We start from the raw sequence: 23818 nt of genomic DNA, 5'->3' as shown, positions 1-23818 counted from the left end.
CTAACATTATATTAATATATGGTTTTATAGTTTTTTGTTATGGTAGAGTAGACCTAGTTTGTGTGAGTATTAGGTATGAGGTAATTTATTACTTTAGTTACTTAGGTTAACTGAAGATAACTGGTAAAAAATAAAGATTAAAAAGAGGTAGTAGTTTTTACTCGAAACCAATAAATTTATCAAGGTTAGCGCCTCTTCTATTTTTAAAATATTTTGAAACGGAAGACATCTCTCTGTAAGCAGATAAATTCATTATTTTATCATCATTTGTTGAGATAAAATGATTTCCACAACATTTGCATACTAATTCTGATGTGTCTTCGTCTATTTTTGAAACAAGTCTATAGTTGTGACCAAAAATGGCACAAAATCGGTTGATAGGTTTTTCAAATATCATGCTATTAATCAATTTGGGAATTACAAATATAGCTGTTTTAATCAAATAATTAGATTAAAAGCAATTATTTTCGATGAAATGCAGTTGTTTTTACGTTTTGTAGGTTAATTAGTTTGTTTATAAGGTGTTATTGCTTATTTGTTTAAAAAAATAAATAACCAATAAAAGGATAAAAAGCTTTGGCTTTTTAATTTTGCTCTACTTCTTGTTTTAATTGCTAATATTTTTATTGCGCTGACGTATTCTGAATATATTTCTAGTTTTTATAGTATAGTTGTATAAAAAACAAAATAGCTTCATATTTTTGCATCATGATAGAAGATAAAAACCAACAAAGAACTCCGTTAAGTGATTTAGGTGAATTTGGATTGATAGACCATTTAACCAAGAATTTTAAAATTAAACAATCATCAACCGTTAAAAGTATTGGAGATGATGCGGCTGTTTTAGATTTTAAAAAAAATAAAATAGTTGTAACAACCGATTTTCTTGTAGAAGGTGTTCATTTTGATTTAAGTTACATGCCTTTAAAGCACCTAGGGTATAAGGCGGTAATAGTAAATTTATCTGATGTATATGCAATGAATGCTAATGCAACTCAAGTAACGGTTTCTATAGCAGTTTCTAATAGATTTCCTTTAGAAGCTTTAGAAGCGTTATATGCAGGTATAGAAACAGCATCAAGAATTTATAATATTGATGTTGTTGGTGGTGATACTACATCTTCTACCTCTGGGTTATTAATATCAGTTACTGCTATTGGTGAAGTTGAAGCAAATAATGAAGTTTACAGAAGTGGTGCGCAAGTTAATGATTTACTAGTTGTTTCTGGAGATTTAGGCGGTGCTTATATGGGGTTACAGGTTTTAGAAAGAGAAAAGGAAGTTTTTAAAGTAAACCCAAATAACCAACCAGATTTAGAACCGTACACTTACATTGTAGAGCGCCAATTAAAGCCAGAAGCAAGAAAGGATATAGTTAAATTATTAAAAGATTTAGATGTGAAGCCCACCGCCATGATTGATATTAGTGATGGTCTTTCTTCAGAGATAATTCATATTTGTAAACAAAGCAATGTGGGTTGCGATTTGTATGAAAATAAAATTCCGTTAGACCCTCAAGTTATTTCAACTTGTGAAGAATTTAATATAGATAGTACTACTGTAGCGTTAAATGGGGGAGAAGATTATGAATTGTTGTTTACTATAGCTCAAAAAGATTATCCTAAAATAAAAGCAAATCCAAGCTTAACCGTAATAGGTTATATAAGAGAAAAAGAAGCAGGCATGCACTTAGTAACTAGAGCAGATACTAAAATAGCACTTAAAGCACAAGGGTGGAAAAATTTTAATGACTAAAAACTAGTAATTCAGGGTTGTTTCGTTGTCGTCTTTTTAAACGCCTTTTGTGAATATTTTCTAAAACAGCGTTAATTTCTTTAAACTTTGGTGTTAGTTCAACTAAGCTACCAGAACTGTTAGTTGTAAATTCTTTTTTACAATTTTTACATTTGTACTCTTTGACATGAAAAGTTACGTTTTTACTAACTTGAATGTCGTGTCCAAATACTTTACACTGAATGCGTTTCATATAATTTCAACCATTAATAATTACCTTAAAGAGAGACGCTTCTAAAGGTAAAAAAACTAGTTAAAAGTTATTAACAATTTATCAGCAAATCGATGAAAGAACAGGTTTTTCCTTTAAACGTTCAACTTTAGAATTGTGAACCCTTTCTAATATCGCATTTATTTCTTTGTATTTAGGGGTAAGTTCTACAAGTTCTCCATTACTATTAGTGGTTAATTGCTTTTTGCAATGCGAACAAGTGTACTCTTTTACGTGGTAAGTTACTCTTTTGGTAATTTTGTAATCATGTCCAAAAATGGAGCAATACATTCTAGGAAGTAAAGTAGGTTTGTTAGTAGTTTTTTGCATGGTTTTAATGTTTAGGGTGATTAAACCTACAAAAAAAATATAAAAAAACGTTAAAAAGTTAAATAAATTCGACGAAATGCATTAAAGAACTTAGTAATTCCTCTTTATTTTCTATAAAACTCATATGGCCGCCTTCAAATTCCACTATTTTTACTTCGGTGTTTTCTGTTTGAGTAATTAGTTGATTATAATCTAAAGCAGGATCATTTTTCCCTATAATCATCATTTTTTTATAAGGTGAAAAGTGAAGTAGAACTTCGCGGTCGTCTCTAATTTTCATGCCTTCTAACGCTGCTACAATACCTTGTAAAGGGGTTTGTAAACAATTATCAACTAAATCTTCTATTTCGTTTTTAAAAATAGTTCGATTTTTAGGTGTGAACAGGTTAGAAATAGCAATTCTAATAAATGTTTTGTGGTTTTGTTTTACAGCTTGTATGCCTCTTTCTCTATTTTTCCTTTTCTCTGGAGTATCAGCACTAGCGGTAGAATTCATTAAGCATAAACCTTTTACATTGTCTGGTTTTTTTTCTGCAAAAGCAAGCGCTACATAACCACCCATAGAATGACCAATAAAAATGGATTTTCTAATTCTTAAATGTTTAAGAACAGCATCTACAGCTTCTGCCATGAGTTCCATAGAATGTATATAGCCTAAACAACCTGTTTTACCATGGCCTAAAAGATCTATGCAAATAACTCTATTTTTTTTTGAAAGCTTTGGTATAAACGAATCCCAAATTTTGGAGCTTTCTAAAAAGCCATGCAGTAAAACAACAGCAGTACCTTTACCCGTGTCTGTATAAAAAATATTAGTGCCTTTGTACTCTAAAATCATAATTTATAAGTTGGTTACAAAGGTAAAAAGGATTGCTTAAAAAATTTAAGACTTCACCCTTTTAATGGCAGCAAAAGCTTTATCTACATATTCGTCTTCAACTAAAATTGTAAACTCATTGGTTGTTGAGAGTACTTCGTATAAAACAATACCTTCCCAAGCCAATCTTTTAAAAAAATGGTAATATAAACCTGCTATTTTTGAGTTGTTTTGTGGTAAATTTATACTTATTGCCGAAAGTCCTTCTTGAACAGCTATAAAGTGCTCATTTTTTAAATTTTCATGAACAAAATCTTTAAGGATGCTAGAGATAATTATGTTGCTTTCATGAATACCTCTTGTAAAGGTATAGAACAGCTTATTCTCTTGGTTTATTCTTTCTAAAATTTTAGCGTGATTATCAATTAAGGTGCTTGAATTTCTTACGGTAAAATCGGTTAAATTAGAGCGTACTGTAATATCACCCAGATTTTGAATAACACGTTTCATTTTAATAGAATTCCCCAAAGTTGGTGGCGGATTGTAACGCCTTAAGGCCATCATAATGGCTCCTGGCTTTACTTCTTTTTTAAGCATTTTACTAATAGGCTCGGTAAGTTCTACTGCTAAGGCACTATAGTTAATAATGTTTCTAGATAAGGCCTCTTCTAAATAAGGTTGCGTAATGAGTATGTCTTCTACACAGTTTGATACAGTTTTCATGTTAATTATTTAACAATATGTGTAAAAGTAAACATTTTTTTTAATAAACATAGTTTTTACAGGTAGTAGTTATAATTTTGTGCTCAAATTTAATAGAGATGAAAGTATTGAAGTTTGGAGGCACATCGGTTGGCTCTGTTGAAAATATGCAAAACGTTAAAAATATTATTAACGATGGCGAGAAAAAAGTAGTTGTGCTTTCTGCTATGTCTGGAACCACAAATCACCTAGTGGCTATTGCTAACAATATTGCAGAGAAGCAAACAGATGAAGCATTAAACAGTATTAATAAATTACATGAAACCTATTTTGAAACAGTAGACAAACTATTGTCTAATGAAGCCTTGAATAAAGAAGTTAAGGAATATGTTTCTGATGTTTTTAACTTTTTAATAGCCTGTACATATAAAGAGTTTTCTCAGGTTTTAGAAAATAGTATTTTAGCTCAAGGTGAGTTGCTTTCAACTTACATGTTTAATAGCTATTTAAAGCAAGAAGGAGTGAAATCTGCTTTATTACCAGCGCTTGATTTTATGCGAATTAATGCTGAAAACGAGCCAGATATGGAGCGTATTAAGGCGGGTTTTAAAACAATTTTAAATGAAGCAGAACCTTCTGAGATATATATAACCCAAGGTTTTATTTGTTTAGATGTAAATGATGATATTTCTAATTTACAACGTGGAGGGAGTGATTATACGGCAACAATAATAGGTGCAGCTATTAAAGCAGAAGAAGTTCAAATTTGGACAGATATTGATGGTATGCACAACAATGATCCTAGATATGTTGATAATACTAAGCCAATTTCAAATCTATCATTTGAAGAGGCTGCAGAGTTAGCTTATTTTGGAGCTAAAATTTTACACCCACAAACAGTAACTCCAGTAAGAGCAGATAATATTCCTGTTAGGTTAAAAAACACAATGAAGCCCGAAGCTTATGGGACTTTAATTAATAGCGACCATTCTGAAGTTGGTGTTAAAGCTATGGCTGCTAAAGATAATATTACAGCTATTAAAATAAAGTCTGCACGTATGTTAAATGCTCACGGGTTTTTAAAGAAAGTATTTGAAGTTTTTGAGCAATACCAAACATCAATAGATATGATTACAACTTCTGAAATTGCTGTTTCATTAACTATTGATAATGATACCAATTTAGAAAAAATTATTGCTGAGCTAGAAAAAATAGCACATATTGAAGTTGATAAAAACCAAAGTATTATTTGTTTGGTTGGGCACAGTATAGTGAATCATCCAGAAACACATAAATTATTTCAAATATTGCAGGATGTAAAAATTAGAATGATATCTTACGGTGGCAGCAATAATAATATTTCACTTTTAGTTGATACAAAAGATAAAATTAATACGCTGCAAAAACTTAATGATTATTTATTTGAATTAGTAGCGTAGTAATTTTTTAGATTTGACAATCTGAGTTACAAAAAAAAGCTGTCTTTTCAGACAGCCTCTTTTTTTGTTTATGAATTCATTAGGTCTTCAATTTCATCTGCTTCAATAGGGATGTTTTTCATTAAATTAAAAGGTTCTCCCGTTTCTTGAACAACTACATCATCTTCAATTCTAATACCAAAACCTTCATCAGGGATGTAAATTCCTGGTTCAACAGTAAACACCATATTGGCTTGTACAGGCTCGGTTATAATACCATAGTCGTGAGTGTCTAATCCCAAGTGGTGACTTGTTCCGTGCATAAAATATTTTTTGTAGGCAGGCCAATCAGGATTTTCATTTTGTACATCGGCTTTATCTAATAAGCCTAAACCTAATAATTCAGAAGTCATTATTTTTCCAACTTCAGCATGATAATTGTCTAGCATTAATCCAGGAGTTAACATTTTGGTGGCTTCATTTTTAACTCTATTAACAGCGTTGTAAACAGCTTTTTGTCTGTTAGTAAATTTACCAGAAACGGGTATGGTTCTAGTAAGGTCGCTACAATAATTGGCGTATTCTGCAGCAACATCCATTAAAAGTAATTCGCCTTCTTTACAAGTTTGGTTGTTTTCTATGTAGTGTAAAACATTAGCATTATTACCAGAGGCTACAATGGGGGTGTAAGCAAAACCTTTAGAGCGGTTTTTTATAAATTCATGAATAAATTCAGCTTCAATTTCATATTCTGTTACTCCTGGTTTTACAAAGCTTAAAATACGTCTAAACCCTTTTTCGGTAATGTTACAAGCTTTTTGAATTAAATCAATTTCAATTTCGTCTTTAACAGAGCGGAGTCTTTGTAAAATGGGGGCGCTTTTAGCAACAGCATGAGCTGGGTATTTTTCTTTTAACCATTTTGTAAATCTATCTTCTCTAGTTTCAACCTCTACATTGGCTCTGTAATGTTCGTTAGTGTTTATGTAAACCGTATCACATTGGGTCATAATTTCAAACATTACTTTTTCCATGTCTTGTAACCAATACACGGTTTTTATACCACTAACTTCAAAAGCTTTTTCTTTAGTGAGTTTTTCACCTTCCCAAACGGCAATATGCTCATTAGTTTCTTTTAAGAAAAGAATTTCTCTGTGTTTTTCCTTTGGGCAATCTGGAAAAAGTACTAGAATACTTTCTTCTTGGTCTACACCACTTAAGTAAAAAATATCTCTATGTTGCTGAAAAGGCATGGTGCTATCGGCACTTATAGGGTAAATATCATTTGAATTAAAAACTGCTAAACTATTGGGTTTCATTTTAGCAGTAAATTTTTTTCTGTTGTTTATAAACAATTTGTTGTTTATTGGAGAATATTTCATTTTTAAAAATTTTAGAAGGATAAAAGTAGCAAATCTCAAGAAATCATTTATTATATTTTGCTATATTTGATAATACCCCAGTTTTAACATAATGATAAAGCTGATTGTATGCCACTGGTATACAATCTTTTTATATTGTGCAAGAAGTCTTCTAGAAGATTTTTGTCGTATATTAAAAAAAAAGAAAAATGGAAAAAATTATTAAGAAGATTTTGTGTCTATGCACAATATTTGGTTTGTTGGGGGAGGTGTCTTTAGATGCTCAGTCTTTAATGAAAAAAGTGTCTTTAGAAAGTCAGATTTCTAATTCAGAATTAGTTGTAGAGGGTAAGGTTGTTTCTAAAAGAAGTACTTGGGATGCAAACTATAATCAAATCTATACAATTAATACCGTTGAAGTTTATAAGGTTTTTAAAGGAAATCCACTTTCACAAATAGAAGTTATCACTTCTGGTGGTGTAGTTGGCTTAAGTGCACAAATAACACATCCTAGTTTAAAGTTAAGAAAAGGAGACGTTGGTATATTTTCTTTAAAGAATAGTGAAATACCTTTAAAAACTACTGCTAAAAACGCAACTAAGCAGTTTAAACCTTATGCCTTATCACAAGGTTTTTATAAATATAATTTAAGGAAGGATTTGGCGGCAAATCCTTACAGTAAAAAAACAGGAATAGTCAGTTCTCTATATTCAGAAATAATAAATTACACCAAAACGCCTTATGTAGAACTTAAAAGTTTTGATGTAGCGAGTAAAATTTCAAAAATTAAGCAAAGTAGTAAAACAGCATTAGCTCCGGGAAATTTAACCTTAAATCCAACAACAATAACTGCAGGTACAAAAGAAGTCTTAACAATTACAGGAAGTAATTTTGGAACTACTCAAGGTAAAGTGTGGTTTAGTAACGCAGATGATAACGGTTTAACTTTTATAAGTGCTCTAGACTCTCAGGTTTTAACTTGGACCGATACTGAAATAACTGTAGAAGTACCGTCTAGTGCAGGTACGGGAGACATGTATATTGAGAATGCTAGTGCAGAAGTTTCTCCATATGCATCAATTACTATTCCTTATGCAGAGTTGAATGTGGAATATGATATTGATGATTTAACTGGAAATGATCCTCCTGGAACTAATGGTCCTGAACCAATGATTGCTTATCAAGTGCAACACTCATCTTATAATGGCTCTGACAATGAAGTGGTTTGGCATATGGAAACAGATTTTAATAATGATGCCGAAGTTTCTGGTGCAAAAGCTGCTTTTGAGCGTGCCTTTAATAATTGGATTTGTGAAACTAAAATAAATTGGAGTATTGGTGCAACCGCCACCACAGATGTTGCTGCTGATGATGAATACAATGTCATTAGGTTTGATAATGGAGAACTAGATTCGTCTACTTTAGGTGTCTGTACTTATTATTATAATGGTTGTGACTTAGGGGGTGGTACACTAAATTGGTTTGTGAGAGGTTATGATATAGAATTTAATAGAGATGATGTTACGTGGTATACAGGCACAGAAACAGGTGTAAATCTCCCTCCTGTGGGAATGTATGATTTAGAAAGTGTGGCACTTCATGAGTTGGGGCATGGGCATCAATTAGCACATGTGATTGATACCGATGATGTTATGCACTATGCGTTATCAACTGGTGAAGTACAACGTGTTATTGGAGCATATAACAGTACAGCAGCTAATGCTATACAAGATAGAAGTTTAACCAGTGTTTGTGGTAGAACACCGTTAGTAAACAATTCATCTTGCCCATTAAGTGTAGATGAAAATGAGTTAGAAAAATCAATTAGTATATACCCTAATCCAACTAATGGTGAATTTCAAATAAAAAATAATGCTTTTATTAACCTTAAAAAAGCTGTTATTTATGATGTTAGTGGGCGTAAAATATCAACTCATGATTTATCAAATACATCTAAAATAAAAACAATAAATATGAATGGAGTATCGTCAGGTATATATCTTATAAGTATTTATTCTGAAAAAGCAGCTGTTACCAAGAAAATAATTATTAATTAAAAAATGAACAAAAGTCCAAGAGGTATTATGTCCATTTTTTTAACTTTAAAATGATAAAAATCATTGTTTAATTCTAAGTATAATTACTTAAAATTGTTCTAAATTACAATTTTAATTTGATTACTTATTGCCTATCAATTTATAGTAATTTACCTTTGTGTATCTTAAATTAACTAACAAAAATGAGCGGATTTTTAAAATCTTCGATTGGAAGAAAAGTAGCCATGGCGCTTTCTGCATTCTTCCTTATGTTTTTCCTAATTATTCATTTAGCAGTCAACATTACTTCAGTTTTTAGTGAAGATTTATTTAACCAGTTGTCTCACTTTATGGGAACCAATCCACTAGTTCAGTTTGCGTTGCAACCTGTGCTTATTTTCGGGGTTGTTTTTCATTTTGTAATGGGTTTTGTTTTAGAGCTAAGAAATAGAAAAGCATTAGGTGTTTCGTATGCAAAAAACAATGGCGCAGCAAATTCTACTTGGATGAGTAGAAACATGATTTATAGCGGATTGGTAATACTAGCCTTTTTAGTATTGCATTTTATTGATTTCTGGATTCCAGAAATAAATGTAAAATACATTCAAGGCGATATGACCGGAATGCACAACGGAGAGTTTAGGTACTTCACCGAGTTGCAACACAAGTTTGTAAGCCCAATTAGGGTTGGTGCTTACGTAGTGGCTTTTATTTTATTAGCATTGCATTTGTTGCACGGGTTTACTTCGGCATTTCAATCAATGGGAGTTTCAGCAATTAGAAAACAATTCTATAAAAAACTTGCTGTTATTTATTCTGTTGTTATTCCATTAGGCTTTATTATTGTAGCCGTTTATCATTATTTTAATCACCATTAATTTTTAGAATATGAGTGTTTTAGATTCAAAAGTACCAGAGGGTCCTATTAAAGATAAATGGACTACTTATAAAGATAAAATAAACTTAGTAAATCCAGCCAATAAACGTAATATAGATATTATAGTAGTTGGAACTGGTTTAGCAGGTGGTTCTGCTGCTGCAACTTTAGCAGAGTTAGGATATAATGTAAAAGCATTTGCATATCAAGATTCTCCAAGAAGAGCACACTCAATTGCGGCACAAGGAGGTATTAATGCTGCTAAAAATTACCAAGGAGATGGCGATTCTACCTACCGTTTATTTTATGATACAGTGAAAGGAGGAGATTATCGTTCGCGTGAAGCTAACGTATATCGTTTAGCAGAAGTTTCGGCTAATATCATAGATCAATGTGTGGCGCAAGGAGTTCCTTTTGCACGTGATTATGGTGGGCTTTTAGATAATCGTTCGTTTGGTGGTGTATTAGTGTCAAGAACGTTTTATGCTAAAGGGCAAACAGGACAACAGTTGTTGTTAGGCGCCTATTCGGCAATGAACAGGCAGATAGCACGCGGTAAAATACAAATGTATAACCGCCATGAAATGTTAGATGTGGTAATTGTTGACGGAAAAGCAAGAGGAATTATCGCAAGAAATTTAATAACTGGTGAAATTGAGCGTCATTCTGCACATGCCGTGGTTATAGCATCAGGAGGTTACGGAAATGTATACTTCCTTTCAACCAATGCTATGGGCTCTAATGCTACAGCAGCTTGGAAAATACACAAAAAAGGTGCGTTTTTTGCCAACCCATGTTATACACAAATTCACCCAACATGTATTCCGCGTTCAGGAGATTATCAGTCTAAATTAACGTTGATGTCTGAGTCTTTACGTAACGATGGTAGAATTTGGGTGCCAAAACATAAAGAAGATGTAATGGCTATTAGAGAAGGCAGAAAAAAGCCAACTGAAATAGCTGAAGAAGATAGAGATTATTACTTAGAGCGTCGTTATCCTGCTTTTGGTAACTTGGTGCCTCGTGATGTAGCTTCCAGAGCTGCTAAAGAACGTTGCGATGCAGGTTACGGTGTAAATGCTACAGGAGAAGCAGTTTATTTAGATTTTGCTTCGGCCATTGAGCGTTACGGAAAAGAACAAGCAAAAATACACGGGATTGATAATCCTTCAAAAGAAAAAATTACTGAATTAGGTGAGAAAATAGTAGAAGCTAAATACGGAAACTTATTTCAAATGTACGAGAAAATTGTAGATGAGAATCCGTATAAAACACCTATGATGATTTATCCTGCAACCCACTACACTATGGGAGGTATTTGGGTAGATTATAATTTAATGACAACCATTCCAGGTTGTTACTGTATTGGGGAAGCAAACTTCTCAGATCACGGTGCTAATAGGCTAGGGGCTTCGGCATTAATGCAAGGGTTAGCCGATGGTTACTTTATACTACCTTACACTATAGGAGATTATTTAGCTGATGATATTAGAACTGGTGAAATTCCAACAGATTCTCCAGAGTTTGAAGAAGCAGAAAAAGAAGTTAAAGAACGCATTGATTTCTTCATGAATAATAATGGTTCTAAATCGGTCGATTATTTCCATAAAAAACTTGGAAAAGTTATGTGGGACAAAGTAGGAATGGCACGTAATGAAAAAGGCTTAAAAGAAGCTATGGTAGAAATTAAGACCATTCGTGAAGAGTTCTGGAAAGACGTAAAAGTTCCTGGTTCTGCTAATGAAATGAATCCAGAATTAGAAAAAGCTGGTAGAGTAGCAGACTTTTTAGAGTTAGGAGAGCTATTTGCTAAAGACGCTTTAATGAGAGAAGAATCATGTGGTGGTCATTTTAGAGAAGAATCTGTAGAAGAATCTGGAGAGCAAAAAGGAGAAGCTAAACGTAATGATAAGGACTTCGCTTTTGTTGCTGCTTGGGAATATAAAGGAGAACCAGCAGATGCGGTACTTCATAAAGAAGAATTAGAATTTAAAGACATTGAATTAAAACAACGTTCATACAAATAAGAGAGTTATGTCAGGAAAAGGAATGAATCTAACATTAAAGATATGGCGTCAAAAAGATGCCCAATCTAAAGGTAAGATGGAAACTTACAAGGTGAATGATATTTCAGAACACATGTCTTTCTTAGAAATGATGGACGTTCTGAATGAACAATTAATTGCAGAAGGAAAAGAACCTGTTGCTTTTGATCATGATTGTAGAGAAGGTATCTGCGGTATGTGTTCTCTATATATTAATGGTGAAGCTCATGGTCCAGATAGAGGTATTACCACATGCCAGTTACATATGCGTATGTTTAATGATGGTGATACTATTTACATAGAACCATGGAGAGCTGCTGCTTTCCCTGTAATTAAAGATTTAATTGTAGATAGAACAGCTTTTGAACGCATACAACAAGCGGGAGGTTATATATCTGTAAATACTTCTGGTAATACACAAGATGCTAATGCTATTCCAATTTCTAAGCATGCAGCCGATGAAGCTATGGATGCTGCTACTTGTATTGGTTGTGGTGCTTGTGTAGCTACCTGTAAAAACTCTTCTGCTATGTTGTTTGTAGGAGCTAAAGTATCGCAATATGCATTATTACCTCAAGGTCAAATAGAAGCTGCAGACCGCGTTAAAAATATGGTAGCGCAAATGGATTTAGAAGGTTTTGGAAACTGTACTAATACTGGAGCTTGCGAAATAGAATGTCCTAAAGGTATTTCTTTAGATAATATTGCTAGAATGAATAGAGAATTGTTAAAAGCAACTCTTAAGTAAGTAAAAGAAAGTAATAATTTTATATATAGCCCATGTTTTTTTAAAGCATGGGTTTTTTGTTTTCAGTTTTTTCAATTTAAAATTTAAAAAATAGGTATCTTTATTATTCATTAAAGATACCTATTACATGCCTAGAGCAATTATTATAGTACTTTTATACTTCGTTTTTCTAAATTCACAAGCCCAATCTAATTTAAACGATACTTTATTTAGTAAAGAAGCATTATTAAGACATGTGGAAGCACTTTCATCAGATTTATTTGAAGGCAGGCGTACAGGCACTAAGGGGGCGGTTAAAGCAAAAGAATACATTATTAATCAGTTTTATAGCTTAAAGGTAAAACCTTTAAAAAAGAGCTATGAACAGCCATTTGTGTTTACCAAAGGAAAGAAAGAATACAGAGGGACTAATGTTTTGGGATATATAAAAGGCGTTACCAAACCCAATAAAATTATTGTTATTAGTGCTCATTATGATCATGAAGGTATTCAAAATGGAGTAATTTATAATGGAGCTGATGACAATGCCTCAGGTTTAGGTGCTTTGTTTAGTTTTGCTGAATATTTTAGAAAACACCCACCACAACACTCTGTAATATTAGCGGCTTTTGACGCTGAAGAATTAGACATGAAAGGTTCATTGTATTTTGTGAATAATCTTTCTTTTTCTAAAAGAAAAATTAAGATTAATATAAACATGGATATGATTAGCCGGAGTGATAAAAATGAATTATTTGTTTCAGGATCAAATATATATAGTTCATTTAAAAATGTAGTTTGTTGTAATACATCAAAAAAAGTTAACCTAGTTATTGGGCATGATGGGTATGATGAAAAGGATAGCTGGGTATATGCATCAGACCATGCTAGTTTTCATAAAAAAGGTATTCCTTTCTTATATTTTGGAGTAGAAGATCATGAAGATTATCATGAACCAACCGATGATTTTAAAAACATTCATCCAGAGTTTTATGTAGAAGTTGTAAACGTTATTATTTCAGTTTTTAATAAAATTGATGCGCTTTAAAAATAAGCTTTTAGTTGTACAGAGCCTGTATGTATGGTTTTACTAGTTTCGGTTTTTCTTCCAAAGTAACTTAAATTTAAATCTAAAAATTTAGTAAGTTTTTTTTGAGCCAAAAGTGTCCAAGTAAAGTTTTTTCCAGGTTGTAAACCTTCTAGCATTTGGTAAGCTACTGGGGTGCTTGCACTACCATTAAAGGTGTTAGAAAAGAAATTAAATTCACCATTAATAGCACTTTTTGCATTGCTAGAGAACATAAAAGATGCCCCGTATTTTAGTTGTTTTAAGGTTTCAAAATCTGCAACCATATTTTCCTTTTTGGCATATTGAAAAAACACATCAAAGCTAGAGTTATCATTAAATAAATACGATAGTTTTGGACTAAACCTAGTTTCTTCAAAATTATAATTCTTACTAGTAAAATTCTCACTTATGCTTTCATTATCTTCAATGGCAGAAAGTAGTGTTACAAGCCAATTGTTAGAAATTTTATGATTAAAATTAAGCTGATGACTTTTTAAATTATTTTCAATAAAACCAACAGATAGTACGCTTTTTGTTTTGTTTTCTAAATAGGTATAAGAAGTGGTGTACTTTTGTTGACCTCTGTTAAAAAATAACACATTTCTAAAATTAAGTTGAAGTCCTAATTGATTGTTTGCATCGCTATCAAAAGGATTTAGGTTAAAACTATTGCCATCTCTTTCATTTTTTCTATCTATCAAATAACTTGTTTGATTATAGAAATGAGACCAGAATTTCTTAGTTTTTTGTTGGCTAACAGACCATTGTGAGGGGTTAATAGTTAGGGTTTGACTTAACCTGTTTTGATGCGTTTTAATGTAAACTTGGTTGGGTAATAGAACTCTTATGTACTTACCTTGGTCTTGAAATTGAGCTATTTCAAACTCTTCTAATTCCTGAATACCATTTTCGTTATAATCAATCCAAGTGTAGGAACCTTGACCTGCTTCTACTTCAACATAAGTAAAGTCTTGTTGAGCTATAGAACCCGAGTTAGTTTCAAAAATAGTGTTCCATTGAACAATGTTTTTAAAAAGTTTTTGGTTGAATTGAAGCCTTGAATTAAAAGACTTTTCATCTTCAATTTCTGCATCTTCACTTTTTAAATCTCGGTAGTTAGCATATACCGATAAATTGGTGTTTTTATTTTGAATTAGCTTAGAGTCTAAATAAAATGTGTTTGATGTATTAACTTTTTTAAGTTGGTTATCTCTTATACTATCATTCACCCTATTTTTATAGCCAACTTCAACAAAAACATTGGTGCTATCTCCCATACCAACAAATAACTCATACGATTTGAATTTTTGACTTAAATTGGTTAATGTGTTTGTAGCAACCTCAGTTTGTTGGTTATCTTCAAAGGCTAGTTTGGTACCAACCCAACTTTTTTTCATTCCATAAGTAATAGTGTTGTAAGACCTTAAAAAAGTAGATTTGTAGGTACTAGATGTAGCATTTAAAAAACTTGAATAAGAGTTAATTTTGAGATTATTAAATAATAAATTAGCATTTGCTACATGTCTATTTCCGTTAAACTCATCAGAATAGTTTAAATGTTCAAACTGGTAATTAACAAGACCTTTTTTGGGGTGAAACAGTTTTAAGCCCGAATTCATTAAAGTTTGGTTACCATCTATAATGCTTGATGTAGTTTCATCTGATGACAATAAATTCCAATCTCTAGAAAATTCTGCGTTATACAATCGTTCTATAGTTGAAAAATTTTCTTGAACGTGGTCTGCATTGGCAAAAACATTTAAAGACCAAAGACTGTCTTTTTTTATTAAACGTTGTTCCAGATTTAATTTTCCTGCAAATCCATTATTGTCATTATCATCTGCAGATGAAAATAAATTTAAATCATTCTTGCTACCCGCAAACTCAAAATCTATATTAGTTTTTTCATTAGGTTGGTAGTTACCATTAACAACTGCAATTTGTAATCTGGTAGGAGCTACAAGTTGTACAATGGGTTCGTAATTACCTTGGTTTTCTCCTACAAATTCGTAAATATTGTTTATAGCATTTGTATCACTTAAAATATAGCTACCTAGATTGGTCCCAACTTGGGTAAAGGTTACTCGGTATAACTCGTCGTCTGGATTGTTAGAAAACACAAAAGCTTCAACACCATTAACAAGCTCTTTTTTATATAAAATTTGATTTTCGGTAAAGGACTCTCTAACTTCTGAAGGGGCTACCATTTGCGAGCTATCATCGCCAGCATTGGCTAAAATTTGTATTTGCTCGTCTGAGAGGTTTTGTTGTAAGGGTTGATTTTTAGCATCACTTTCAGAAAAAACAGAAACTCCAATTTTTAACTTTTCGCTTTTTAAATTACCACCGCCATAAGCTACAAAACGCGAGTAATTCCGTTCGCTATATTGATAATCAACCGTAATGCGCATTTCAGAAGTTATAGGGTAAGTTGAGTTGAAGATAATTTCTCCAGCATTATAATCAATAATATAATCTTGGTCTTCACCACGTTTTACAGCAACACCATTAACATAAACAGTTTCACTACCAGAAACTACCAAAACATACAATTCGCCATTGGGTCCTTGTAGTTTATAAGGCCCTTGGTTACCCTCTTGGGCAGTAAATTGACTTCTTGTAAATTGACCACGAACAATAGCGCCAGCTGCAAATAGGTTGTTTTGTTTTTCTTTGCCTAAGGTGGTATTAACCAATAATCCTTGAACACGTTTAGAAAATTTTGCAAAGTAAGATTGGTTGTTTTCTAAGTCGATATCTCCCGCTCTAATGTTCCAATTATCACTAAAAAGCTCAATAAATACTTGATCAAATTCATCTAAGCGTTGGCTATAACCACTTTCTTGTAAGGGAATGTTAGCGTCTTGAATAGAGGCTCTAAGAGATACTTTATCATTTAGTTTGCCTGTAATTTGTAAGTCTAATTCACTATTTAAAACAGAGTTTTGATTGTTTCCTATAGTAACTCCTCTAGATATACTTCCAGAGGTTGTTAAGCCATCAAAAGGCATAAACGTATTATTGGTATTAGGTTGCGATAATTTATAAAGTGTTTGTATATTGTTGTTATTAGAAACTATAATAGACTCATCTAATTGCTGGTAGGTTCTAGTTAAAAACTCTGGAAATTTTAAATAATTTATTACTATTGAATCTGTTTTTATGGGTTTTTTAAATGTTAATAATGCCTTGGGGAAATCTATATTATAATAAGAAGAATCAACCAAAACATCTTCTTTAGTTTTTATAAAAAACCAACTAGAATTTATACTAACGCTATCAATTTTAATAGAATCCTTTACAGCAACTTTAACTGTTTTGTAGTTTGAGTTTTGCTCTTGAGCAAAAATGCAAAAGCTAAAAACAAAGAGTATAAAAGATAAATAGTATTTCATTTAGATATTTAAACTTCAATTAGTTTAAAATATTTTGTTTATAGTTTTATGAATAAAAGCTATAACAAACTATAGTGTAAAAGTAATGCATTATTTAATTTAGCTGAAATACAAAGAATCAAGTAATGAAAATCATATCATACAATGTAAACGGTATAAGAGCCGCAGTAAATAAAGGGTTTATAGATTGGTTAAAAGCTGCTAACCCAGACGTAATTTGTTTGCAAGAAATTAAGGCTTTAAAAGAGCAGTTAGACTTAAGTATTTTTGAAGAGGCAGGTTACAATTATCACTATTGGTTTAGTGCCCAAAAAAAAGGATATAGCGGTGTAGCTGTTTTAAGTAAAGTAAAACCCAATCATGTTGAATACGGTACTGGTATTGAATCTATGGACTTTGAAGGCCGCAATTTACGTGTAGATTTCAATAATTTTTCAATTATGAGTTTATATTTACCTTCTGGCACAAATATTGCTAGGTTGGAGCATAAACTAGAGTACATGGCTATGTTTCAAGAATACATAAACAAGCTTAAAAAAAATATACCAAACCTTATTATTTGTGGCGATTATAATATTTGTCATGAAGAAATAGACATCCATAATCCTAAGGGGTTAAAAAATGTTTCAGGATTTTTACCTGTTGAACGCGAGTGGATAGGAGCTTTTATTAACAGTGGTTTTATAGATTCTTTCCGTTATTTAAATCCAGACAAACAACAATACAGTTGGTGGAGTTACAGAGCTAATGCCCGTGCAAATAATAAAGGTTGGCGATTAGATTACGCTATGGTGGCACAACCTTTACAAGAAAACATAAAAAGAGCCGTTATACTTCAAGATGCTGTTCATAGTGATCATTGCCCAATACTTTTAGAAATAGATAAATAATTAAATACAGTCAAATCCAAAACCTAACCTAATGATTAAAAAATTTTCAGTACTAGTATTAACTTTAGTAGTTTTAACATCATGTGTATCTCCCAAAGTTTATAAAGAATTAGAGGGTAAATACAAGAATTTAAAAAATGAAAACAGAAAACTGTCTGATGCTAACGATGCACTTTTAAGAGAAAAAAATGCAGCAAAAAATGAGTTAAAGCAGTTACAAGCAGCCTATGATGAAACAGTAGCAGAACGCGACAAGTTACAGTCAGATTACAATGCATTAAAATCTAACTACGCTAATTTAAAAGCGTCTTATGATGCATTAGAAAAAAACAGTTCAGCAGCTATTGCTAAAAACTCACAAAAAAACAGAGAATTATTAGCGCAATTAGAAGCAAAAGAACAAGCCTTAGCAGCAGAAAATGCACGTTTAGAAAAACTTAAAAAAGAACTAGAAGATCGCTCAAACAGAGTTGCAGAATTAGAAAAAGTTATAGCAGATAAAGATGCTGCAATGAGTGCCTTAAAAGACGCAATTTCTAGAGCTTTAACAGATTTTGAAGGCAAAGGATTAACCGTAGAGCAGCGAGACGGAAAGGTTTACGTATCTATGGAAAACAAATTATTATTTGGCTCAGGAAGTTGGGCAGTAGGTGCAGAAGGGCGTAGAGCAGTACAGCAATTAGGTAACGTGCTTGCCGTTAACCCAGACATTGCCGTTTTAATAGAAGGACATACAGACAATGTGCCATACAAAGGTAGCGGGCAATTAAGCGGTAATTGGGATTTATCAACCAAACGCGCTACCGCCATTGTAAAAATTCTTAGAGAAAATACCGCTATTAATCCAGAAAATTTAACAGCAGCAGGACGTGGTGAATATGCACCAATAGCCACCAACGATACCGCCGAAGGAAGAGCAAAAAACAGAAGAATAGAAGTTGTTTTAACACCTAAATTAGATGAACTTTCTAAGTTGTTAAATGAAAATTAAAATGGCGTTACCACAAGGGTCGGGCTTTCGGCAGTCGCTCTCTATGAGGAGCTCCAACAAATGCCTCAATCCCTAACGCATAAAAAACCGTTAAAAGCTAAAAAGGCTTTTAACGGTTTTTTATCTTTGCTAACCTTAAAAACACTAAGAAATATAATAATTTAAGAAGTTCAAACAATCTACCATGAAATACACAACACTCCCAAATACCAATATAAAAGTTAGTAAAATATGCTTAGGAACCATGACCTTTGGCAATCAAAACACCGAAGCCGAAGGACATGCACAACTAGATTACGCAACAAATCAAGGCGTTAATTTTATTGATACCGCAGAATTGTATCCAGTTCCTGCTAATGCAGAAACAAGTGGACGTACCAGTGAAATAATAGGAACTTGGTTAAAGAAATCGGGGAAAAGAGACCAACTAGTAATAGCATCTAAAATTGCTGGCCCTGGAGATTATACAGCACATATCCGTACCAACGGGTTTAAAGGCAACGCAATTAAAGAAGCACTTGATGCCGAATTAAAACGCCTTCAAACAGATTATATAGATTTATACCAATTACATTGGCCAGAGCGAAATACCAATAGATTTGGTACAAGAGATTATAAATTAGATACAACTTGGGAAGATAATTTTAATGACATTCTTCATAGTTTAGAAAAAGAAGTTAAAGCAGGAAGAATTAGGCAAGTAGGAATTTCTAATGAAAATTCTTGGGGAACCATGCGTTATTTAGAAGAGTCTAAAACGCATAACTTACCTAGAATAATAACCATTCAAAATGCCTATTCTCTTCTTAACAGAACTTTTGAAGGCGATTTGGCTGAGGTTTCATTAAGAGAAAAAGTAGGTTTATTGGCATATTCGCCAATGGCTTTTGGTGTATTATCTGGTAAATATATTAAAGGAATAGCAGCAGATAACGCAAGATTAAAACTATTTCCTAGATTTTCAAGATATAGCGGGTTAGAAGCAACAAAAGCAGCAACACAATATTTAAAAATTGCCGAGGCAAATGAGATTTCGTTAGCGCAAATGGCTTTAGCATTTGTAAACCACCAACCTTTTGTAACAGCTAATATTATTGGGGCAACCAATTTAGATCAGTTAAAAGAAAATATAGATAGTATTAATGTTACTTTAAATAATGAAGTTTTAGATGCTATTAATGAAGTGCATAAAAGTATTCCTAATCCAGCGCCATAAAAAATAATCTTTCTATTTTAACGGTGGTTGTTAGGAAGTTTCAATGTTGGAAAATAACAAGTATTGTATAATTTAAAATATTCTCTTATCTTAAAAAAAGTAAGAAATTGTAAATAAACTCGTTTTATGTTATCTAAAAAAAGTTTTATGAAAGTATGTGTTCTAATAGCAATATTTATTAATTCATGCTTTTCTATAGCTCAAAATTTAATTAGTGCAGAGGTTATAGTTAATAGGTCTAAAGAGCAGGTGGCTTCTATTATAAATAAGGATATAACTAATGTTAACGCTGTAATAAGTTATAAGATTATATATAATACTGTTGACGTTAATGGCACCCCAACCGTAGCTTCAGGAGCTTTATATGTACCTCAAGGATTGTGTGATGAGTTGCCAATAGTTTCTTATCATCATGGAACCCAATTTGATAAAAATAATGTGCCATCTAATAATGAATACTATTATCAAGGACTAATTTTTTCAGGAAGTGGCTACATAACTACTATGCCAGATTACTTAGGTTTAGGTGAAAACTCAGGAATACATCCGTATATTCATTGGGAATCAGAAGCAACTGCCTCACTTGATTTAATTAGGGCTGCCCGAGAATTTTTGGCTAATAGTTTGTCAATAAGTGACAATAATCAACTTTTTTTAGCAGGTTATTCTCAAGGAGGGCATGCTACCATGGCTACGCATAAGTATATTACAGTTAATGATTTAAAAGATGAGTTTAACGTTGTGGCCTCTGCTCCTCTTTCAGCTCCATTAGACATATCTAAAACCCAAATGGATTTCATTTTTGATGATAGTCCTGTGTATTATACATCACAGTATATTCCATATGTGGCTGCATCTTATCAATTTGTTTATGGAAACCTTTATAATAATTTAAATGAATATTATGATAGTCCATATGATGTTACTATTGGAAACTATTTATCTGATGGTACATTCTCTAATAACCAATGGAACTCTGCAATCCCAAATAATTTATATACTTTTATGCAAGATTCTGTAGTAGATAACATAAAAAATAAATCTAATCATCCTTTTAGAAAAGCAGCAAGAGAAAACGATGTGCATAATTGGGTATCTAATGAACCAATAAGGCTTTTGTATTGTGGAGGAGATACGTCTGTTACTCCACTTAATTCAATAGTTGCGGCAAATGAAATGAATGCGTTAGGATCATCAGATGTTGTAGGGATTGATTTAAATTCATCTGGGACGCATGAAACCTGTTTAATTCCTACAATTAACTATGCTCTCAACTGGTTTAATAGTTTAACGGTATTTTGTGAATCTTTAAATCAAAAAAAAAAGGATAGTGAACTAAGACAAAAATATATATATCCAAACCCTGTTGGTAATATTTTAAACATCAATTTTTGCAACTATTGCTTTGTTAAAATTTATGATGTAAATGGTAGGGTAATATTAAAATCAAATTCAAACTCAATAAATGTTTCAAATTTAGAAAGTGGTATTTACTTTGTTGAAACTTTAGATTTAGATTCTAATAAGCATTATATTAATAAAATACATAAGCAATAAAATTATGCATAATATATTTTGAGTATATACACTAACTTTTTATAGTTTCTTATTATAATTAAACATAAAAAAACCCCAAGCTATGTAATATAGAAGGGGTTTTATAGTTTATTTAATTTGATTACCATCTTTATCAAAAAAGTGGTATTCTAAATATGTGTAAGCATCTCTAGGTAATATTTTCACCCATTTTTTATGTTCAAAAAACCATTTTGAACGTATAGATGGAAAACCTTTGGTTAAAAAGGCTGCTATAAAAGGATGTGTGTTTAAAGTCACCTTTTTATAGTCTTTTCGAAACAATACTTCAAGATCTTGCGTTATTTTTTGTATTAAACCAATGGGTGCTTCAACTTCGGCACCATTAACGCCGTTAGGGTTTTCCTCGCGGGTTTTAATGTTCATTTCTGGTCGTACACGCTGTCTTGTAATTTGTATCAAACCAAATTTACTTGGTGGCAATATTTTATGTTTTGCTCTATCGTCTTTCATTTCATCACGAAGATGATTGAACAAATTTTGCCTGTTAGCAGCATTGGTCATATCAATAAAATCTACTACTATAATACCTCCCATATCACGTAATCGTAATTGGCGTGCTATTTCTGTAGCAGCTATTAAATTAACTTCTAATGCTGTGTCCTCTTGGTTGTTGGCTTTATTAGATCGGTTTCCGCTATTTACATCTATAACATGTAAAGCTTCTGTGTGTTCTATTACTAAATAGGCACCCTTAGCCATGGAAACGGTTCTACCAAAAGAGGTTTTTATTTGTCTTTCAACGCCAAATTTTTCAAAAATTGGTATTTTAGAGTGATACAATTTAACTATTGATTCTTTCTTTGGTGCAATTTCTTGCAAATAATCTTTTACTTGATAATAAAGCTCTTCGTCATCAACATGTATAGCTGTGAAGGAGTCGTTAAATATGTCTCTTAAAATAGACGAGGCTTTATTCATCTCTCCTAAAACCTTACTGGGATGATGGGCTTTATGTAACTTTTTACACATTGCCGTCCAGCGACTAAGCAAATTCTGTAAATCTTTATCTAGTTCGGCTACTTTTTTGCCTTGTGCTACTGTACGAACTATAATTCCGAACCCTTGTGGTGTTATACTTTTTACCAAGCGTTTTAAGCGGTCTTTTTCTTCGCGGTCTTCTATTTTTTGTGAGATAGAAATTCTGCTAGAAAAAGGTACTAAAACAATATATCTACCAGCAATAGAAAGCTCTGAGCTTATTCTAGGGCCTTTGGTTGATATAGGTTCTTTTACTATTTGTACTAATAGCGATTGATTTGATTTTAAGACGTCTACAATTTTTCCGTCTTTATCAATATCTTTTTCAAATGGGAAATTTTTTAAAGAAAAATCTTTTAGTTTACCTGTGCTTACACGTTTTGTGAATTTTAAAAGAGAAGGTAATTTTGGGCCTAAATCATGATAATGCAAAAAAGCATCTTTTTCATAACCCACATTAACAAATGCGGCATTTAAACCAGGAACAGTTTTTCTTATTTTGGCTATAAACACATCACCAACAGAAAAATTGTTATCATCTTCATCCTTTTGTAATTCAATTAGTTTTCCATCTTTTAATAAGGCAAAATCAACAGCATCAGAACTAGATCGGATGATCAATTCTTTATCCATGTAGTTAATTTTTATCCATACGTTTTTAGTTAAAAGCTATAAGTTAAAAGATAAAAGTTTTCAAAAACTAATAATTAGCAACTAGCAACTAACAACTATTATAGTATAGATGGATTAAACAATATTTTTAAGGTTACCTAAAAAAAGTTTTTTAGATAATCCTAATCACAGGATTTTTAACCCGTGGAGCTCCATACTTTATGGAACTCATTTCAAAGAACGTTTTTGTTTTTAACCAAAAAAGTAGTTAATCTAACTACTTTTTTGATTTATTTATTCTTTTTGTGACGGTTAGCGCGTCTGCGTTTCTTACGCTTGTGTGTCGCTACCTTATGTCTTTTGCGTTTTTTACCACTTGGCATAAATAGTGTGTTTTTAATTAATAATTTATTTATTGCGTTTATTACTTAACGTCTACGTTAGTTTTAACACCTTCAACAAAAACTTTAGCAGGTTTAAATGCAGGGATATTGTGTGCAGGTATTTTTATTGTAGTGTTTTTAGAAATGTTTCTTCCAGTTTTTTCTGCTCTTGTCTTAATGATAAAGCTTCCAAAACCTCTTAAATAAACATTGTCTCCACTTTCTAAAGATGTTTTTACTTCCTCCATAAAAGATTCAACAGTTGCTTGAACATCTCCTTTTTCAATTCCTAATTTCTCAGAAATTTTTGCTACTAAATCAGCCTTCGTCATTTTAATTATTTATTTTTTAGATTACTATATAAAAT

The 23818-nt window shown here is 32.0% G+C and carries 20 protein-coding genes; 11 read left to right on the top strand and 9 right to left on the bottom strand.

The features are described 5' to 3' along the window. Positions 1-157: 157 nt before the first annotated feature. A complete protein-coding gene (locus BWZ22_RS05405; RefSeq protein WP_076698499.1) occupies positions 158-397 on the bottom strand; it encodes a hypothetical protein in 240 nt (79 codons plus the stop codon). 311 nt (positions 398-708) lie between these two features. On the opposite strand from BWZ22_RS05405, the gene thiL reads away from it, so the two are divergent. Continuing rightward, the gene (gene thiL / locus BWZ22_RS05400; RefSeq protein WP_076698498.1) at positions 709-1755 is read left to right on the top strand and encodes a thiamine-phosphate kinase; all 1047 of its coding nucleotides are present in this window, start codon (positions 709-711) and stop codon (positions 1753-1755) included. Here the strand turns inward: thiL and BWZ22_RS05395 are convergent. From BWZ22_RS05395 to BWZ22_RS05380, 4 genes are all read right to left on the bottom strand, one after another. Further along, positions 1745-1987, bottom strand: coding sequence for a hypothetical protein (locus tag BWZ22_RS05395; protein WP_076698496.1), 243 nt, complete (start codon positions 1985-1987; stop codon positions 1745-1747). The genes thiL and BWZ22_RS05395 overlap by 11 nt on opposite strands. An 81-nt stretch (positions 1988-2068) precedes the next feature. Further along, positions 2069-2335 (bottom strand): hypothetical protein, encoded by a 267-nt coding sequence (locus BWZ22_RS05390; RefSeq protein ID WP_076698495.1) that lies wholly within the window; start codon positions 2333-2335, stop codon positions 2069-2071. 58 nt (positions 2336-2393) lie between these two features. Continuing rightward, entirely contained in the window at positions 2394-3173 is a 780-nt protein-coding gene (locus tag BWZ22_RS05385; protein WP_076698493.1) for an alpha/beta fold hydrolase, read from the bottom strand. Positions 3174-3218: 45 nt separating this feature from the next. Beyond that, entirely contained in the window at positions 3219-3875 is a 657-nt protein-coding gene (locus tag BWZ22_RS05380) for a hypothetical protein (RefSeq protein ID WP_076698492.1), read from the bottom strand. A gap of 98 nt (positions 3876-3973) precedes the next feature. Here BWZ22_RS05380 and BWZ22_RS05375 point away from each other — a divergent pair, with 98 nt between their 5' ends. Next, positions 3974-5293, top strand: coding sequence for an aspartate kinase (locus BWZ22_RS05375; protein ID WP_076698490.1), 1320 nt, complete (start codon positions 3974-3976; stop codon positions 5291-5293). A gap of 68 nt (positions 5294-5361) precedes the next feature. On the opposite strand, the gene BWZ22_RS05370 is transcribed toward BWZ22_RS05375, so the two are convergent. Further along, entirely contained in the window at positions 5362-6654 is a 1293-nt protein-coding gene (locus BWZ22_RS05370; RefSeq protein WP_076698489.1) for an aminopeptidase P family protein, read from the bottom strand. Between the two features lie 188 nt (positions 6655-6842). On the opposite strand from BWZ22_RS05370, the gene BWZ22_RS05365 reads away from it, so the two are divergent. The 5 genes from BWZ22_RS05365 (at position 6843) to BWZ22_RS05345 (ending at position 13366) form a co-directional block, all read left to right on the top strand. Next, a complete protein-coding gene (locus BWZ22_RS05365) occupies positions 6843-8690 on the top strand; it encodes a T9SS type A sorting domain-containing protein (RefSeq protein WP_083692201.1) in 1848 nt (615 codons plus the stop codon). Between the two features lie 182 nt (positions 8691-8872). Beyond that, entirely contained in the window at positions 8873-9547 is a 675-nt protein-coding gene (locus BWZ22_RS05360) for a succinate dehydrogenase cytochrome b subunit (protein ID WP_076698486.1), read from the top strand. 10 nt (positions 9548-9557) lie between these two features. After that, complete coding sequence (locus BWZ22_RS05355) at positions 9558-11573, top strand: fumarate reductase/succinate dehydrogenase flavoprotein subunit (RefSeq protein WP_076698484.1); 2016 nt, start codon at positions 9558-9560, stop codon at positions 11571-11573. Between the two features lie 22 nt (positions 11574-11595). Then, entirely contained in the window at positions 11596-12339 is a 744-nt protein-coding gene (locus BWZ22_RS05350) for a succinate dehydrogenase/fumarate reductase iron-sulfur subunit (protein WP_076702305.1), read from the top strand. Positions 12340-12466: 127 nt separating this feature from the next. Continuing rightward, on the top strand, positions 12467-13366 hold the full coding sequence (locus BWZ22_RS05345; protein WP_076698483.1) for a M28 family peptidase: 900 nt from the start codon (positions 12467-12469) through the stop codon (positions 13364-13366). Here the strand turns inward: BWZ22_RS05345 and BWZ22_RS05340 are convergent. Continuing rightward, positions 13363-16782, bottom strand: coding sequence for a hypothetical protein (locus BWZ22_RS05340; protein WP_076698481.1), 3420 nt, complete (start codon positions 16780-16782; stop codon positions 13363-13365). The genes BWZ22_RS05345 and BWZ22_RS05340 overlap by 4 nt on opposite strands. A 125-nt stretch (positions 16783-16907) precedes the next feature. Here BWZ22_RS05340 and BWZ22_RS05335 point away from each other — a divergent pair, with 125 nt between their 5' ends. From BWZ22_RS05335 to BWZ22_RS05320, 4 genes are all read left to right on the top strand, one after another. Next, positions 16908-17672, top strand: coding sequence for an exodeoxyribonuclease III (locus tag BWZ22_RS05335; RefSeq protein ID WP_076698480.1), 765 nt, complete (start codon positions 16908-16910; stop codon positions 17670-17672). 31 nt (positions 17673-17703) lie between these two features. Then, a complete protein-coding gene (locus tag BWZ22_RS05330; protein WP_076698478.1) occupies positions 17704-18663 on the top strand; it encodes an OmpA family protein in 960 nt (319 codons plus the stop codon). A gap of 184 nt (positions 18664-18847) precedes the next feature. Beyond that, the gene (locus BWZ22_RS05325; protein WP_076698477.1) at positions 18848-19879 is read left to right on the top strand and encodes an NADP(H)-dependent aldo-keto reductase; all 1032 of its coding nucleotides are present in this window, start codon (positions 18848-18850) and stop codon (positions 19877-19879) included. 147 nt (positions 19880-20026) lie between these two features. Further along, positions 20027-21436, top strand: a complete 1410-nt coding sequence (locus BWZ22_RS05320) for a T9SS type A sorting domain-containing protein (RefSeq protein WP_076698476.1) — start codon at positions 20027-20029, stop codon at positions 21434-21436. A gap of 108 nt (positions 21437-21544) precedes the next feature. Here the strand turns inward: BWZ22_RS05320 and BWZ22_RS05315 are convergent, their stop codons facing one another. Together BWZ22_RS05315 and BWZ22_RS05310 are read right to left on the bottom strand one after the other, a co-directional pair. After that, a complete protein-coding gene (locus tag BWZ22_RS05315; protein WP_076698474.1) occupies positions 21545-23089 on the bottom strand; it encodes a ribonuclease E/G in 1545 nt (514 codons plus the stop codon). A 403-nt stretch (positions 23090-23492) separates the two neighbouring features. Next, positions 23493-23783, bottom strand: a complete 291-nt coding sequence (locus BWZ22_RS05310) for an HU family DNA-binding protein (protein ID WP_076698473.1) — start codon at positions 23781-23783, stop codon at positions 23493-23495. Between the last annotated feature and the right edge of the window lie 35 nt (positions 23784-23818).

The organism is Seonamhaeicola sp. S2-3, assembly GCF_001971785.1.
GTDB lineage: Bacteria > Bacteroidota > Bacteroidia > Flavobacteriales > Flavobacteriaceae > Seonamhaeicola.
Note: the sequence above shows the minus strand (reverse complement) of the source record. Positions and strands in the feature narration are given on the sequence as shown.

Bases quoted from the DNA above. Each gene is read 5' to 3' on its own strand.
- BWZ22_RS05405 (WP_076698499.1), bottom strand. From the start codon at position 397: ATGATATTTGAAAAACCTATCAACCGATTTTGTGCCATTTTTGGTCAC.
- thiL (WP_076698498.1), top strand. From the start codon at position 709: ATGATAGAAGATAAAAACCAACAAAGAACTCCGTTAAGTGATTTAGGT.
- BWZ22_RS05395 (WP_076698496.1), bottom strand. From the start codon at position 1,987: ATGAAACGCATTCAGTGTAAAGTATTTGGACACGACATTCAAGTTAGT.
- BWZ22_RS05390 (WP_076698495.1), bottom strand. From the start codon at position 2,335: ATGCAAAAAACTACTAACAAACCTACTTTACTTCCTAGAATGTATTGC.
- BWZ22_RS05385 (WP_076698493.1), bottom strand. From the start codon at position 3,173: ATGATTTTAGAGTACAAAGGCACTAATATTTTTTATACAGACACGGGT.
- BWZ22_RS05380 (WP_076698492.1), bottom strand. From the start codon at position 3,875: ATGAAAACTGTATCAAACTGTGTAGAAGACATACTCATTACGCAACCT.
- BWZ22_RS05375 (WP_076698490.1), top strand. From the start codon at position 3,974: ATGAAAGTATTGAAGTTTGGAGGCACATCGGTTGGCTCTGTTGAAAAT.
- BWZ22_RS05370 (WP_076698489.1), bottom strand. From the start codon at position 6,654: ATGAAATATTCTCCAATAAACAACAAATTGTTTATAAACAACAGAAAA.
- BWZ22_RS05365 (WP_083692201.1), top strand. From the start codon at position 6,843: ATGGAAAAAATTATTAAGAAGATTTTGTGTCTATGCACAATATTTGGT.
- BWZ22_RS05360 (WP_076698486.1), top strand. From the start codon at position 8,873: ATGAGCGGATTTTTAAAATCTTCGATTGGAAGAAAAGTAGCCATGGCG.
- BWZ22_RS05355 (WP_076698484.1), top strand. From the start codon at position 9,558: ATGAGTGTTTTAGATTCAAAAGTACCAGAGGGTCCTATTAAAGATAAA.
- BWZ22_RS05350 (WP_076702305.1), top strand. From the start codon at position 11,596: ATGAATCTAACATTAAAGATATGGCGTCAAAAAGATGCCCAATCTAAA.
- BWZ22_RS05345 (WP_076698483.1), top strand. From the start codon at position 12,467: ATGCCTAGAGCAATTATTATAGTACTTTTATACTTCGTTTTTCTAAAT.
- BWZ22_RS05340 (WP_076698481.1), bottom strand. From the start codon at position 16,782: ATGAAATACTATTTATCTTTTATACTCTTTGTTTTTAGCTTTTGCATT.
- BWZ22_RS05335 (WP_076698480.1), top strand. From the start codon at position 16,908: ATGAAAATCATATCATACAATGTAAACGGTATAAGAGCCGCAGTAAAT.
- BWZ22_RS05330 (WP_076698478.1), top strand. From the start codon at position 17,704: ATGATTAAAAAATTTTCAGTACTAGTATTAACTTTAGTAGTTTTAACA.
- BWZ22_RS05325 (WP_076698477.1), top strand. From the start codon at position 18,848: ATGAAATACACAACACTCCCAAATACCAATATAAAAGTTAGTAAAATA.
- BWZ22_RS05320 (WP_076698476.1), top strand. From the start codon at position 20,027: ATGAAAGTATGTGTTCTAATAGCAATATTTATTAATTCATGCTTTTCT.
- BWZ22_RS05315 (WP_076698474.1), bottom strand. From the start codon at position 23,089: ATGGATAAAGAATTGATCATCCGATCTAGTTCTGATGCTGTTGATTTT.
- BWZ22_RS05310 (WP_076698473.1), bottom strand. From the start codon at position 23,783: ATGACGAAGGCTGATTTAGTAGCAAAAATTTCTGAGAAATTAGGAATT.